13 protein-coding genes are annotated in these 13,995 nt (G+C 40.8%); 6 read left to right on the forward strand and 7 right to left on the reverse strand.

The window, feature by feature from the left end:
• Positions 1–291: 291 nt before the first annotated feature.
• From R2S08_RS20890 to R2S08_RS20905, 4 genes are all read right to left on the reverse strand, one after another.
• The gene (locus tag R2S08_RS20890) at positions 292–477 is read right to left on the reverse strand and encodes a hypothetical protein (RefSeq protein ID WP_133781144.1); all 186 of its coding nucleotides are present in this window, start codon (positions 475–477) and stop codon (positions 292–294) included.
• A gap of 263 nt (positions 478–740) precedes the next feature.
• A complete protein-coding gene (locus tag R2S08_RS20895) occupies positions 741–1,304 on the reverse strand; it encodes a hypothetical protein (RefSeq protein ID WP_316836960.1) in 564 nt (187 codons plus the stop codon).
• A 282-nt stretch (positions 1,305–1,586) separates the two neighbouring features.
• On the reverse strand, positions 1,587–1,838 hold the full coding sequence (locus R2S08_RS20900; protein WP_316836961.1) for a hypothetical protein: 252 nt from the start codon (positions 1,836–1,838) through the stop codon (positions 1,587–1,589).
• Positions 1,839–1,900: 62 nt separating this feature from the next.
• On the reverse strand, positions 1,901–4,069 hold the full coding sequence (locus tag R2S08_RS20905; protein WP_316836962.1) for a S46 family peptidase: 2,169 nt from the start codon (positions 4,067–4,069) through the stop codon (positions 1,901–1,903).
• A 113-nt stretch (positions 4,070–4,182) separates the two neighbouring features.
• Here R2S08_RS20905 and R2S08_RS20910 point away from each other — a divergent pair, with 113 nt between their 5' ends.
• From R2S08_RS20910 to R2S08_RS20925, 4 genes are all read left to right on the forward strand, one after another.
• Positions 4,183–4,659, forward strand: a complete 477-nt coding sequence (locus R2S08_RS20910; protein ID WP_316836963.1) for a GAF domain-containing protein — start codon at positions 4,183–4,185, stop codon at positions 4,657–4,659.
• Positions 4,652–5,257 carry a DNA-3-methyladenine glycosylase gene (locus R2S08_RS20915; protein WP_316836964.1) on the forward strand — a complete coding sequence of 202 codons (606 nt, stop codon included), beginning with the start codon at positions 4,652–4,654 and terminating at the stop codon, positions 5,255–5,257. The genes R2S08_RS20910 and R2S08_RS20915 overlap by 8 nt, the downstream gene beginning before the upstream one ends.
• 151 nt (positions 5,258–5,408) lie before the next feature.
• Positions 5,409–6,014, forward strand: coding sequence for a response regulator transcription factor (locus R2S08_RS20920; RefSeq protein WP_316836965.1), 606 nt, complete (start codon positions 5,409–5,411; stop codon positions 6,012–6,014).
• Between the two features lie 49 nt (positions 6,015–6,063).
• Positions 6,064–8,865, forward strand: coding sequence for a hypothetical protein (locus tag R2S08_RS20925; protein WP_316836966.1), 2,802 nt, complete (start codon positions 6,064–6,066; stop codon positions 8,863–8,865).
• Here the strand turns inward: R2S08_RS20925 and R2S08_RS20930 are convergent, their stop codons facing one another.
• From R2S08_RS20930 to R2S08_RS20940, 3 genes are read right to left on the reverse strand one after another with little or no spacing between them, the layout of a single operon-like run.
• Positions 8,866–10,248 (reverse strand): hypothetical protein, encoded by a 1,383-nt coding sequence (locus R2S08_RS20930; protein ID WP_316836967.1) that lies wholly within the window; start codon positions 10,246–10,248, stop codon positions 8,866–8,868.
• Positions 10,217–11,026 carry a hypothetical protein gene (locus R2S08_RS20935; RefSeq protein WP_316836968.1) on the reverse strand — a complete coding sequence of 270 codons (810 nt, stop codon included), beginning with the start codon at positions 11,024–11,026 and terminating at the stop codon, positions 10,217–10,219. Before R2S08_RS20935 ends, R2S08_RS20930 begins: the two co-directional genes overlap by 32 nt.
• Positions 11,027–11,035: 9 nt before the next feature.
• On the reverse strand, positions 11,036–11,557 hold the full coding sequence (locus tag R2S08_RS20940; protein WP_133781164.1) for a hypothetical protein: 522 nt from the start codon (positions 11,555–11,557) through the stop codon (positions 11,036–11,038).
• 198 nt (positions 11,558–11,755) lie between these two features.
• Between R2S08_RS20940 and R2S08_RS20945 the strand changes: the two genes are divergently transcribed.
• Positions 11,756–12,343: an RNA polymerase sigma-70 factor gene (locus tag R2S08_RS20945; protein WP_316836969.1), complete on the forward strand. Its 588-nt coding sequence runs from the start codon at positions 11,756–11,758 to the stop codon at positions 12,341–12,343.
• 480 nt (positions 12,344–12,823) lie between these two features.
• Positions 12,824–13,963, forward strand: a complete 1,140-nt coding sequence (locus R2S08_RS20950; RefSeq protein ID WP_316836970.1) for a FecR family protein — start codon at positions 12,824–12,826, stop codon at positions 13,961–13,963.
• Positions 13,964–13,995 lie beyond the last annotated feature (32 nt).

The following is a 13,995-nucleotide window of genomic DNA, read 5'->3' on the forward strand; positions in this document are numbered from 1 at the left end:
TGTTATCTTAAGGTTAAAGTATTTGGCTGAAAAAATATATCAATATTTCAATTAATATATTTTGTTGTTAATTTATTAATACAAAATATAAGCCAAATCGAAGTTCTCCCAATATGGAGTTTCTTTTTACAGAAAATCATATTCTTCAATCAGTATTAGTTCTACTCTGAATCAACCAAATTACTTTGACAAGAGATAAAATGCATAAAGGCCCTTTTGGGGGCCTTTATGCATTAAATATCATCATGAATTCATTTACCTATAATCAAGGAAATGAAAATAAACTAAAGATTACCTTTTTTCAGGAGGTGTGGACACGATTTCTCCAAATTCGTTTACATAAGCCATCATACTTTCCAGATCTCCACCTGCAGAATTTTGCTGGCGTTCCAGTTTACGTTGTTCTTTGTCCTCTTTCTTCTTTTGTCTATTTTTTTCCAATTGTTTTTTCATGAATGTAGCTTGCGACTTAGCCATATATTATAAATTGTTTAAGTAAGAAAATAACTTTTCTCTGGTGTTCCTTGTTCCGCCAATCTAAAAAGCAGGCTTTTTAAGAGCAAATTGACTTTGTGAAGAGTAAATTTCCCGGATGACAACGGATTAGAGATCCGGGATGGAGTTAAACCCAATCTTGGTGATGATGATTGGCAAGTATGTGTAGAGAATAGCTTAATAGTATTCCGTTCTATGCAAATATAAGAAATTTAACTGGAATATGGAAAGGCAGAAAGCAATAACTACCGCCCTACAGTAATCTGATATTGGATCACAGCTTTTGCCGCCATTATTTTTGTATTTTTTCTTCTCGCTTCTCCGGTAACCAAATAAGTAACATTTGAATTTAAGGTAGACTTGAGATCACCAGTATTGGTAACCGGAATACTAAGTCCTGTAGAATACAAATCAGGATTGTTGTTTAAAACGCCAACGGGAATCACATTGCCAGTTGCAGAGGATAGGCCTAAGGCAAGTGTCGAGTATACCCTTAGGTTGTTGTAGTTCGTTTGACTGGTGTCGGGTTTACTCAGTTTGATTTTGAAGCCGATAATATGCGCAGTCCGAAGATCAGCAATACTGAACTGCTCATTTGTTTGTGTTTTGATAATGTTATCCAAAGAAACAGTTGTACTGATGGAGGCGAGGTTCTGGCTGGTGCTAATGGTGTCTGTAACCACAGGGAAAGTGAAACTGATGGAGTCCGTCTCAATGTTGATGTCACGCTGGATACTTTCCTTTGTTCCACAAGACAAAATAAGGCTAACCAAAAGGGAGGAAAAGATAAATAGATATATGGATTTCATCAATGTTATTTTAATTTTTAAAGGTATCTTTTTAAAATCAAAAAAACGGATTCCAGGCATAATCTATAAAATCAGAATAAAATTTGGCGCTTTTAATGGACAGAATCATATTTTGTCATTGTATTTAAAATTTTGATAAACAAATAAGTTAGATCTATTTATGTGTATATAAACTTTATTTGAATCAGTTTTTTTTGTTAAATTTTAATCTAAAATACAAAATATAATTCTGTTTTACTTTTTAAGTATTTTATTTTCAGTGTTTTAAGTGTTTTTTATGAGCTAGTATTGCTGTCTATTGTAGGCTGCTGTAAAATCTGTCCTCATCAGCTTAAATCGTTCTACAACGGTAGCGATAAATACGTCGTCCAGTATCTGAAATATCTCATTTGCTCCCCCTCCACTAAGGTCAAGTTCGGATAATTTGTAACTCTGTTCCAGGGTTCCCTGTTCAAATTTTACAATGTATTTTTGGTTCATGTTAAACAAGGTGATTTTACAATCAGGATGTGGTAGTTCTGCAAGTACTCTCATTTTTTTATTGAATTAATAAGGCTTTTGCCTGGTCACACCAGGCAAAAGCGATTTGTGTTTTATTATAGTTTTACGCCCATTTCCTTAACCAGAAAATCAGCATGGTCAATTTTTTTGGCTACCCAAAGTACATAACGAATGTCTACCCCTATAGAGCGGCTATAGCTTTCGTTCCAGGCGTAATCATTAATAGTAGCTCCATAAGCACGATCAAAATTAACTCCGATCAGTTCTCCGTTTGCATTCATGATAGGAGAGCCGGAATTGCCTCCAGTGGTATCCATGTTGTATAAGAAAGAAACCGGAACATCATTTAGATCCTTTTTCTCAAAAGGCCCAAAGTCCTTATTGGTCCAGAGCGTTTTGATTGCGGCAGGATATCCAAAATCAGGATCACCCGAAGCACCTTTTTCGAGGATACCTTTAATCGATGTGTAAGGTTTCATGTAAGTAGCGTCGGCAGGAGCGTAACCTCTTACGTAGCCATAGGTCAAGCGTAAAGTGCTGTTTGCATCTGGGATAAAGTCTTTCTTTAAGAATTTCTCCTTAACATTCACGTAGTCACCCATTAATTTATTGAGTAAACCTTCTCTTCTGTCTTTTTCAGGCTTAAGCTCTGCAATCTGTTTGCCTAGATCTTTTTCCAGTAAAAGGAGGCCGTCATTGTAGGTGCTCAAAGCTTTTGGCGATTTAAGAAGCGTATTCAACACATAATCCTGATCCTTTAACTTACTTAGTTCAAAAGTATCCTTAAGATACCTGTTGATCGTTGTTTCGTCATTTGAGCCTTTACCTGTAACCTTATTTACAGCTTCCACCTTCTGATTTGGAGAGAACTTTGCGGCATCATTAAACATCCGGTTTAAAATATGTTTATCTACATCCAGATCATAAGCCTCATAAGTTCCGGCCAGGGATTTTTTGACCTGCTCTATATTCAGATCAAAAAAGGCCTGCTTTTGTGCAACTGGTTGTCCTTCGAGCGCGTCTTTAAAGCTATTTATAGTTCTGGATACCGACAACAAACTGGTTGAGGTGTAGATTTGTTGCAGCCAGAGATCGCGTTGCGCATCTCCATTGATGAGTTTGTATAAGTTGTCAATATCGCCCATTAAACTGCCGTATTTGGCTTTTAGGTCTACATTGCCGTTGATGAACTGAGCCATTGCGGCGTCTTCCTGTTTTTTCTGGCCAATCAGGTCAATTTCTCTCAGGCCCTGCAGTTTGCCTCTATAGTTCTTCAGTACGTTTGCATTACGTTTAATGCGGGTGGCCAGTTTAATTTCCGTGGCCTTGTCTTTCTTGCCTGCTTCCTCCATTGTCTTGTTCTGGAAATCATACAGTTCAGATACATAAGGAAGTACGAACTTTTGCTGGTATTCAATAAACTCCGAAGGGCGGTGGCGGAAAGTGCGGCCGGGATAACCTAAAATAAACACGAAATCCTCTTCCTTGGTGCCGCTGGCATTTACTTTCAGGAACTTTTTCGGAGAATAAGGGACATTGTCTTTTGAATACTTTGCCGGCTTACCGTCTTTAGAAACATAAGCCCGCATAAATGAAAAATCACCTGTATGGCGTGGCCAAACCCAATTGTCTGTTTCTCCTCCAAATTCCCCAATCTGGCGATTTGGAACATACACCAAACGGACATCCTGGATCGTTTTATAGCGGAACAATACGTAGGTTTTGCCAATAAACATTTCCGAAACCTCGGCCTTGATGCTGGGGTCTTTTTGTTCTGCTTCGGCCACAATATTCTTCATCGTATTGTTGATCAGCTGGAGTCTGCTTGCAGGGTCTGTCACTTGGGCGACAGCTCCTAAAATCCGGTCAGAAACATCTTCATAACTATCAGTTATACGGCATGTTAATCCTTTTGCTTCAATTTCCTCTTCATGTGACCTGGCCACAAATCCATTGTTCAAATAATCGTGTTCTGGCGTACTGGCTAGTTGCACTGCGCTAAACGCACAGTGGTGATTGGTGATGATCAGTCCTTCGTTAGAAATAAAAGATCCCGTGCAGCCGCCCACGTTAACCAGCGCATCGACCAGACTTGTTCCATTTGGGTTGTAGATCTCTTTCTGGTCAATTTTTAATCCGGCTTTCTTCAAGTCCAGTTTGTGGATCTCGCTTAGTGGGAACATCCCTTCATCGGGTGGTGTATAGCCCGATTGGACAATCCCAATGGCTAAAAGGGAGGTGAATAGTAGAGTTTTTTTATTCATGTGTCAGATACTAATGGTGATAATTTTCAAATCTAGTAAAATTTAGCCTTTTACATCCTGAAGACAAGCTTTAGCAGGGGAAATACCTAACTTTGATCTAAGAATTAAAACCTATGGCCGAAGATTTAAAAATTACAAGCAGTACAAATAAAAAAGACCAGTATGAATCCATATTGCCTCAGATTGAAGCCTTAATCAGCGGCGAAAATGATCTGATCGCAAACCTCGCCAATATCGCGGCTGCCCTGAAGGAACAATTCAATTGGTTCTGGGTGGGGTTTTATCTGGTTAAAGAAAATGAATTGGTACTCGGCCCATTTCAAGGACCGGTGGCCTGTACCAGGATTCAAAAGGGCAGAGGTGTTTGTGGGGCTTCCTGGGCCAAATCAGAGGTGCTGATTGTGCCAGATGTGGAGCTGTTTCCGGGACATATTGCCTGTAGTTCGGCCTCCAGATCTGAAATTGTCCTGCCCGTTTATCAAGGAAAGGAAATTATTGGTGTGCTCGATGTTGATAGTGAATATCTATCTCATTTTGATGATATTGATGAATTATATCTAAAGAAAATAGTGAGTTTTATACATGCATAAACTTCCCTTCTCTTTTTATCAGGACCATAACGTACTGCTCCTGGCGCAGCAACTTTTAGGAAAGCAGTTGTTCACCTTTAAAGAAGGCCAGCTCACCGGTGGTACGATTGTGGAAACCGAGGCTTATCATGGTGTAACCGATAAGGCATCTCATGCCTATGGAGGTCGGTTCACAAACAGGACCCAGACCATGTACCAGGCGGGAGGAATTTCTTATGTATACCTCTGTTATGGGATCCATTCACTTTTCAATGTCGTTACGGCAAGTCAAGATACACCACACGCAATTCTGATCCGGGGAATAGAGCCTGTAACTGGAATAGATATCATGCTGCAAAGACGAAAGATGCTAAAATTAAAGCCGAATCTCACAGCGGGCCCTGGAGCGCTTTCTCAGGCCTTAGGTATAGATAGATCTCTGAACGCTAAAGATCTTACGGGAGAGGAGCTCTGGATGGCTGATAATGGAATTTCTTTTCCGGCTGATCAGGTTGTTTCAGGGCCAAGAATAGGTGTGGACTATGCCGGAGATCACGCCTTATTACCCTGGAGATTTTATGTAAAAGGAAACCCATATGTCAGTAAACCACATATCTAGTATCTATTTAGTAAACTAATTTTAAACGTTTTATAATCATTGTTATATAAATAATAATTATAACCTAAATATAAAAAGAACAAACTGAACAGCCCTGTTTTATGGCGAAGCCTGTTACAATTACTAATTTGTAGTAGTAAAAAGGGCAAATATGATAAAAGTAGGAATCATCGATGTAAATCAACAGCGCAGAGGCATGATGCGCGTTCTCCTTGATGACGGTCATCAGCACGATTTAAAAGTTACATTTGAAGTGGGATCTATGGTCGAATGTAAAAACATCATTGCTGCCCAGGAGCCTAATGTTACCTTAGTGGATATTGAAGAGAACGGTATTGATGTCATTATTGAAATCTATCGCAAATTTCCTAATACCAATGTGGTTGTCTACAGTAATATTCAGGATCATAACACTGTAATATCTTGTGTAAAGGCAGGGGCAATGGGTTATCTTACAAAGGACACCTGCTTAAATGAAGTCATTTCCACAATCGTGACCACTTATAACGGGGGGTCAGTTTTCAGCCCGTCAATTTCAAGAAACTTCATTCAGCAAGTACAACAAGCTGTAGATCATCAGAACAATCTGAGTTTGAGGGAGCGTCAGATTGTAGAGGGCTTGAGAAACGGTTTAAGTTACAAACTGATCGGGTATAAATATGGAATCTCACTGGATACTGTAAGGCAGTATATCAAAAGGACATATAAAAAACTGAACATTAACAGTAAAGGTGAATTGCTTGCTCAGTTTAGGTAATCGTTTTGGTCATAAACGGGCAAGTGACATCAGAATAATCTTTTGGTGTTTGCTTATTTTCTCCCAGGTAACTGCCTATAAAGCCCTGGCTCAAATCAAGTATGACTTTGTGAAGGACACACTTGAGCTTAGAGGAGGTGAAACATTTTCTAATTTTCTTAAAATAAGCAATCCTTATAAGGAAAATGTTGCCCTGGTGCAAGATCCCGGATCGAAACAACTCAGCAGAGGTCTGTTGTCCTTGCCTGATACTTTGCTGCTGAAAGCAGGAGAGAGCAAAATCTTTCCGTTGAAGTATCTTGCAGACAGACAAACGATCAATAGTAATAACCAGGTTTTTACAGTTAAACTGTTGGCGCTGAATCCGAATATTCAGGTGCAGCCTTCAGCAGCTTTTAAGACCATACTGACCGATGTCAATGGACTTACCATTGGCACTGAGGAAGATGAAATCTATCTCAGCGAGATGAGCAATCAGGCGCAGGTTGTTGTGCGCTGCGCGAACAATGGTTTCATTCCGCTGACCTTCAGGATATTGTTGACAGGAATCCCGGATGGCCTGGAGTTTACGGGGCAAACAACAAATCTGACGTTGCAGCCGGGCTCACAACTGTTGCTGCCTTTTCTGGCCAGAAATAAATCAGCAAATGCCGCTGTAGATTTTACGGTTACCATGCAGGCTATGGACGAAAGTAACCATCAGCTCGCTGTAAAGGTGATCAGAATTCTGAATGTGAGCAGTGCGAGAAGAATGTCGAGTTCTGGTAACCAGCCGGGGGGAGTACTTCCAAATACCATTTCTCTTCATTACGCAAGTCTAAACCGTGGGTCTTCTTATTACCAGTTACAGGCGAACGGAAAATTGAATATGGGTCAAAGTTCTTCGCTTGAATACCGTTTGAATGCAGATGACTACCATCAGCCGGGCGCAAACGGAATTAACCTATACAACAGTTATTTGGATTACCAAACTAAAAGATGGGGTTTAAGAATAGGGAATATTTATGATAACCTGGATTTCCAGCTGGCCGGCAAGGGAGTTAAAGCCAGTGCAAAGCTAGAAGATCAAAGTGTACTTTCATTTTATGGAATACAGAACAATTACTTCATATACAATGGTCTAAACAACACTGTACCTGGAGGAAAGATTTATGCTTTGGATTATAGTCTGGAAAAAACAGCAACGACAAAACGGTTTACTTTTCTGCACAGCAGAGATCCTTTAACAGGATTAGATGCCAACCAGTTGAGTATAAAATCGTCTTTTAAGCTTAGTAAAAATGAGACTTTTGGATTTGAAGGCGGTTATTCCCTCGAGAATCAGAGTGATGGCAGCTCTTCGGCAAAACAAGGTTTTTCCGCCGGACTGAATTATGTACTGAATACGAAGGAGGTCCAGATTTCGGGAAACGGGTACTATAGTAATCCATATTTTACCGGTTTAAGGCGTGGGCTGTTCTTAATCGATTTCCGTGTTTCCACCCCGATAAGTGAGACGGGCAGTTTAACCGCACATGTAAATACGCAGGCAAATAATCCTAAATACCAATCCAGGTTAACCTCTATTTTTGACCTCGGGATCAACAAAAATTCCATCAATATTTATGAACTGGCTTATAATCTCCGGGCTGGTAAGCTATATTTTAATGTCGGGCCTTACTATATGGACCAGCACCTGGTTTCGAAAGGATTCTCTGAATTTGTGCCCATGCCAGCAGACTGGACCTCCAGATCATTCCGTATGGCAGCAAATATAGGATATAGCGGAGCTATAAACAGCTTCTCGCTCACTGCCGATTACGGTTATACCTTTCTGAATACTTCTGAAAAACCACCCGCTCCCTTTCAATCTCTAAAGATCACAGGAAGTTATACTATGCCCATTTTTGGGCTAACCGGTTATGCACAGTTCAATCCATATTATTTATCAGATGCACTTTCCTCTACCGAAAACCATCGTTACCGGCTGTATTCCATTGGACCCAACCTGCATTTCAATACACTTAAGAACAGTTTGACCTTTCAATTTGGCGGAATGTATAATTACTATGGTTTTACGAGCAGTAATAATTATTCGGCAAATGGTAGTTTTAGGTATCTGATGAAAGGGCATTGGGCGATTACCGGTGATGTACAGTATATCCTCACCAAACAGAATATATTGCCACTATTTTACAATCCCGAATTGAACATAGCCAACACCCTCGACCGGCAGTCTTATGACAACCGTCAGTTAAGGTTAGGTTTAGAAAAACAATTTGGCAGGCAAGGCAACGGCAGTTCAAAAAAACTAACGCTCGTTTATTATGAAGACAGGAACAGTAATGGACAGCGTGACCCCGGTGAAGCACTTGTAGCGGGTGTGCTGGTAAAAATAAACAACGACGCGGCATTAACGAACAGCAAAGGAGAGGTAACCTTCAGTGATATGAAGAAAGAGGCCTATGTAGCATCTGTGACCAATACCAAAGGATGGAGTTTGCAGGAGCCTACATCGGTATTCCTGGACAAGAATAAACGGCTGGAAGTGCCCTTAGTTAAAACACAGGCATTGAACGGCTGCGTTAAACCCCTTGCCTCAAAATATCTCAATGCACAGTTTGCACTGGCAGGGATTCGGGTAACAGCTGTTGATGCAGGAGGCCGTAAATATCAAACACTGACAGATGACCGTGGTGGATTCTGTTTTTACCTGCCCAGAAACAATTATACGGTCTACATAGACACCGAAGGAATGCCCTTTTCTATAGAGAATGGCAAAGAAGAAGTTTCCCTGACGGGAAAGCCAGTTGCACTTTTAACCTTTCTGTACAAAGACGAACATCGGAAAGTCGGAATAACAAGATTTTAATTAAGGGGCTACGATGGTGAAGGTGACTGTAGCATTGTAAGTTCCCGCAGGTTTATTCAGGAGGTTAGTGGTTTGTGTATTGGGCACCCGGAACTGCAGATTAATTGCCCGGTCGATGACAGGGTCTGCGCTGCTAAACAGGTTCTGGGCTGTAGTAGAGAGGATAATAGGGGTAATGCCGGTTTGGGTAGCAGTTCCTTCCACAATCATAACACTTGCAGGAATAGAATTGGCGCCTGAAATGAAGTTTCCGCTTGTCTTCACTGTAACACCATAGGGAACCGTTGCGCTCACTGTAATCGGATTGGGCATCGCTGTGGTTACTCCCTGGTTATAAGCTGTTGCAGTAGTAAAATTGAGGTTTACCGTGCTGACAGGAATGGTCAATTCAGACATTTTAGCAACTGTTAGCTGAACAGAGCTGTTGGTTGTGATGGAAGCCAGAGTAAGGGGGTAAGCTGAACTTTTCTTGGCTATCGTATAAACAATGGGCAGCGTATAGGTACCAGCCTGCATAAAATTAGCTTTAAGATCTGCGGCGCTGACACTTAATGTGTTGCTTAGGCTATTTTTATTGGTGACAACTACAGGTATACTACTTGAAGCAGAAATGGCCTGTGCAGTCGTAGAAATGTTAATTGCCGACCCTGCATAAGCTCCCGAAAGCAGTGAAGTCAGTTTTCCCGCTGGTACAACAGGAGTCGAATTGAAGAGTTGTGTGGTCGAGAAAGAAAAGGTACTGCTGGTTGAATTCAGAGACACATCTGTAGGTACAGTAGAAAAATAATCAAAAGTATTGGTGGCAGATACCCCACCACCTGTTCTGAAAGCAGATAGGGCATTGACGCTCATTGTGGTTGGCGTAGCAACGGCAGTATTGAGCGTAAGCAATGCAGGAACAACAATACTCAAGTCCTGGGTGGCCGGGCTGACATTCGTAAATGTAACAGGAGTCTTATAAGTTCCCGCCAGCCAGGCATTACCAGCGATGCCGATCCTGTAATTTACAGTTAAGGCTCCCCCGGTCGTTAAAACCGGGGCCGTGAAGATAGCCTGTGGCGTTTGGGAGAGTATAACTTCTGTAGCAGACCCAAGCAGGTTTAAGGCGGCTATAGAATTCACCTTGGGATTTACAACGTTGAGTGCCAGCGGTGCCGATGTACCTGTGGTAGTTGCTGGAAAATTTGCAGTAGTGGATTGGATTTTAATGGTCCCACCAAGAGCCAGCAGGCTGGCTGTGCCATTAGAACCTGTAGCGGTATAATCGTTCTGACCGGTGATGTTAATCGCCGGAATGGTCACAATTACCTGTGCATAGCTGCCTGCCACTGCAAAACAGCAGAGCAATATACTAAGGGCTATATGTAATCTCTTTTTCAGCAACTTTCAAATCATAAGTAGAACCTGCATCTAATAAACCTACTGCCAGGAATTTCCCTTTCAGGTTTGCCGGAATTTTCATCAATACCCATTGCGTAGCATCAGGTAGCATCGCAATAATTTGCGGGGCCACTTTTATTTCTTCCCCCGTTTCTTTATTGGTCAGTTCGAATTTTACCGTGGCATCCTTGTTAATGTCACCTCTGTTATGGATCTTCAGCGCTAATGTCCGTATTTTTACGCCATTCTGCTCTGTAATTCCATGATCGTCAAAAGCAAGGAATTCGAAATCCCCTGAATTTAAACCTTTTGGCGTATAATAAACCTGTACACCTACTTCCATCAGGATGTTTATTCCTATCGAAGTCCCCCTGGTCTGTGCAGCTTGCTGCTGTTTAACCTGGGTAAAAAATATCATACTGTGTGTTAATGTTTTCGCATCTTGGGGAATATTCAGCGAAACAATCACCTGCTTTGTTTCCCCCGGCTGGATTTCCACTGAATTTGAAGAAAGATTGATCCATTTTGCATTGGATTGCGGTGTTGTACCGCCATCATAATAGGATTTATTACCCAGAGAGTCCCGGTCCCAGTCCTGGATCCGGTTAATAAAAGACAGGACGGTAGAGGAATTATTGCTAAAGGTAATGGACTGACTAACCGTTTCGCCAGGACTGCCGCTAAAAACGAGGCGTGAAGGGGATACGGAAAAGCCTTGTCCCTTTGCATCAGTTAAAAGCGCAGAAACAAGGCTTAAGATAAAGATAAAGCTTAATCTCATTCAGGCAATTTATGGCTGTGTTACCGTATAAACTACGTTGGTTGTATAAGTACCTGCCGACATCGCCAGTAATGGTGCTGCTGTAGGAATTGCATAGTTGATATTGTAAGCTGTGCCGATTGTCGGACTGGCAGCACTTGCGATACTTTGATTGGTTGTGCTGAGCGTCGCAGTTGTATAAGTTGCTCCTGTGATCGTACTTGCATCTACAGAAATTTGCACAGCGCTCAATGGGGGCGTCGTGGTAGAAATCGTGTTAAAAACAGAATTTGCTTTTACGGCTACACTATAAGGTTTGTTGCTGATCACGGTGAAATGATTGGTCTTTGCAACGGTTTTACTAGAAGCGTAATCAGCAGCAGATGCATAAGTAAAAGTAACATCAGGAGTTGGCCCCAGTACAATTGAAAAGGCATCCGAAAGAATAAGGTTTACCGCCACAGTACCAGAAACTGCCTGCGCATTTGCTTTAGTGTTGGCGAAAGTGAGAGCGGCTAAAAGCGCACCAAACGTAAGTATTTTCTTTGTCATAAAATGTTTGTTTATCTACTTCAAAGCTAAGAATAAGAAAACCAGAAAGGTTCTCTGTAAAGACACATATTGATGTTACAATTCATAGTAAATGCTGTAAAAACATAGTTTGAAAAGTTCTCAAAAAAGGAAAATATTGGCTATGTTTGGGGCAATGAATTCCAACTACCATCTTCAGGCTGAAAATTAAGACTACACATGACTGATTGTAAATCACTTTCAGACGCTCAGCTGATCAAACTTTTGAAAGAAGGTAACCATAGTTCGTTTACGGAAATTTATAACAGATATAATACTTTATTATATATATACGCTTACAAGAAACTTCAGGATACAGAAAGCGCAAAAGATATCATTCAGGAAGTCTATGTGTATTTATGGAATTCGAGAGAAAGCCTGGAGATTCAAACCACCCTTTCCGGATATTTATACAAAGCAGTTTTAAACCGGATACTGAATGTATTTAGACATGTTGCCATTACACAGGAGCATGTAGCATCTTTTAAAGAAACCATTGATCAGGCTCCGGTGGGTACTGATTACCGCATCAGGGAAAAAGATCTGGCCGCGCTAATTGAAAAAGAGATCAATAACTTACCAGAAAAAATGCGGGAGATTTTTCAGTTAAGACGCCAGGAGTATCTTTCCAATAAAGAAATTGCTGAGCGTTTGGACATCTCAGAACATACCGTTCATACCCAAATCAAAAGAGCTTTAAAAGTGTTGAGAGGAAAGCTTGGACTAATGCTTTATATATATGCACTTTTAACAGGCCTGTTGAGATAACTTTCGTTGCTAGCTTTTGTCAGATGCTATTTTAACATTTAAGGTTTGATGGACAGCAGGAACTGACATATTCTTTAATCAGTAGACATAAAATATCAAATTCGTAAGCAGCTTGTAAATTTTTTGTCAAGTCCATTTGCATGATCTCATAAGCAAAGGACAGTACAGAGGTATATTGATCTTCAGTTTCAATTGACTTTAACATAATATATGAATAGGGACTTAAAGATATGTATTATCATTTTAAACTCATCAGGATGAAATATATTTAACAAAACCTCGATACCTTCTTGTCCCACCAGGTTTTTAAAGTTGTTGGGCAACCGAATTTGCCAACCACACCCTGGTTAATGAATAATTTAATTATCTGATTATCAGTGTTAAATAAAATATTTGAAATTTTTTTCACTTTCTTGTACCCGATTACATTTTTTGAAGTGTCTTTGTTGTGATTATCTTGATATAGATAATTAGAAAAAGATGAACGAACAACAGTCAAAAGATGTATTAGAAAGATTTCAGGCAGGGACAGACTCCCCGCAGGAAAATCAGCAAGTGCGCTATTGGCTGCATCATCTTCACGAAGATCAGTCTTCTGGTCTGTCAGAAACGCTTCTTAGAGATACCCACGATGAAATGTGGTCATCTATTCTTCTCCAAACTCAACCAACAACTACAGTTAAAACCACAAGGCTGCCTTTGCGCATTGTACTTGCAGCAGCATCAGTGGTCACTATACTTGGCATTTGTATATATTTTTTCACTAAAGAACCTTCGGACAATAGGTTTGCCAACAACATTCTTCCCGGAACTGATAAAGCCATGCTTATTTTAAGCAATGGCGATAAAATTAGTTTAAATGAAGCGAAGAATGGTGTGCTGGCCCTACAATCTACCATGAAAGTAATCAAGTCCGAAGGCGGAGAAATTATCTACACCTCTCGACCTGACCCGGCCCCGTACACCAACGGGGCCCGGAACCAGGAATCAGAAACAAAAAATGTAAACACCATGATTACACCCCGTGGTGGACAATATAAGCTCTCGTTGCCAGACGGCACGAAAGTATGGCTCAACGCTGCTTCAACTTTAACCTACCCCGTTTCTTTCGCCGGACGTAAAGAACGTAGAATTGAGTTGAAGGGCGAGGCCTACTTCGAGGTAGCAAAAGATAAAATGCATCCCTTTTTGGTGCAAAGCAAAACCCAGGTGGTAAAAGTACTGGGTACGCATTTCAATATTAGTAGTTATCCAGATGATACCAGTACGCAAACAACTTTAGCAGAAGGAAGCGTGTTGGTTAATATGGTTGCACTTAAACCCGGACAACAGGCTGTCAACTCAGGCTCCCTGATCAAAGTAAGGTCTGTTGATCCGGATGGTGTCATTGCCTGGAAAAATGGGGAGTTTTCTTTTAGAAATCAACCATTGGAGCAGATCATGAAACAATTGTCGAGATGGTATGACGTAGATGTTATATATCAGAACCAACAAACGGGAAGTCAGTTATTTGGTGGTACCATTTCTAAGTACAAAGACATTTCCCAAGTACTGCACATGCTGGAGTTGACCGGCGATGTTAAATTCAAAATGGAGGGAAGAAAAGTTTTTGTACAATAAAATCTTTATTCCTGTTTACCAGAATCATCAAA

This window comes from Pedobacter nutrimenti, from assembly GCF_032678445.1.
GTDB lineage: Bacteria > Bacteroidota > Bacteroidia > Sphingobacteriales > Sphingobacteriaceae > Pedobacter > Pedobacter nutrimenti_A.

Excerpts from the sequence above, each read along its gene's own strand:
- R2S08_RS20890 (WP_133781144.1), bottom strand. The coding sequence starts at position 477 with ATGGCTAAGTCGCAAGCTACATTCATGAAAAAACAATTGGAAAAAAAT.
- R2S08_RS20895 (WP_316836960.1), bottom strand. The coding sequence starts at position 1,304 with ATGAAATCCATATATCTATTTATCTTTTCCTCCCTTTTGGTTAGCCTT.
- R2S08_RS20900 (WP_316836961.1), bottom strand. The coding sequence starts at position 1,838 with ATGAGAGTACTTGCAGAACTACCACATCCTGATTGTAAAATCACCTTG.
- R2S08_RS20905 (WP_316836962.1), bottom strand. The coding sequence starts at position 4,069 with ATGAATAAAAAAACTCTACTATTCACCTCCCTTTTAGCCATTGGGATT.
- R2S08_RS20910 (WP_316836963.1), top strand. The coding sequence starts at position 4,183 with ATGGCCGAAGATTTAAAAATTACAAGCAGTACAAATAAAAAAGACCAG.
- R2S08_RS20915 (WP_316836964.1), top strand. The coding sequence starts at position 4,652 with ATGCATAAACTTCCCTTCTCTTTTTATCAGGACCATAACGTACTGCTC.
- R2S08_RS20920 (WP_316836965.1), top strand. The coding sequence starts at position 5,409 with ATGATAAAAGTAGGAATCATCGATGTAAATCAACAGCGCAGAGGCATG.
- R2S08_RS20935 (WP_316836968.1), bottom strand. The coding sequence starts at position 11,026 with ATGAGATTAAGCTTTATCTTTATCTTAAGCCTTGTTTCTGCGCTTTTA.
- R2S08_RS20940 (WP_133781164.1), bottom strand. The coding sequence starts at position 11,557 with ATGACAAAGAAAATACTTACGTTTGGTGCGCTTTTAGCCGCTCTCACT.
- R2S08_RS20945 (WP_316836969.1), top strand. The coding sequence starts at position 11,756 with ATGACTGATTGTAAATCACTTTCAGACGCTCAGCTGATCAAACTTTTG.
- R2S08_RS20950 (WP_316836970.1), top strand. The coding sequence starts at position 12,824 with ATGAACGAACAACAGTCAAAAGATGTATTAGAAAGATTTCAGGCAGGG.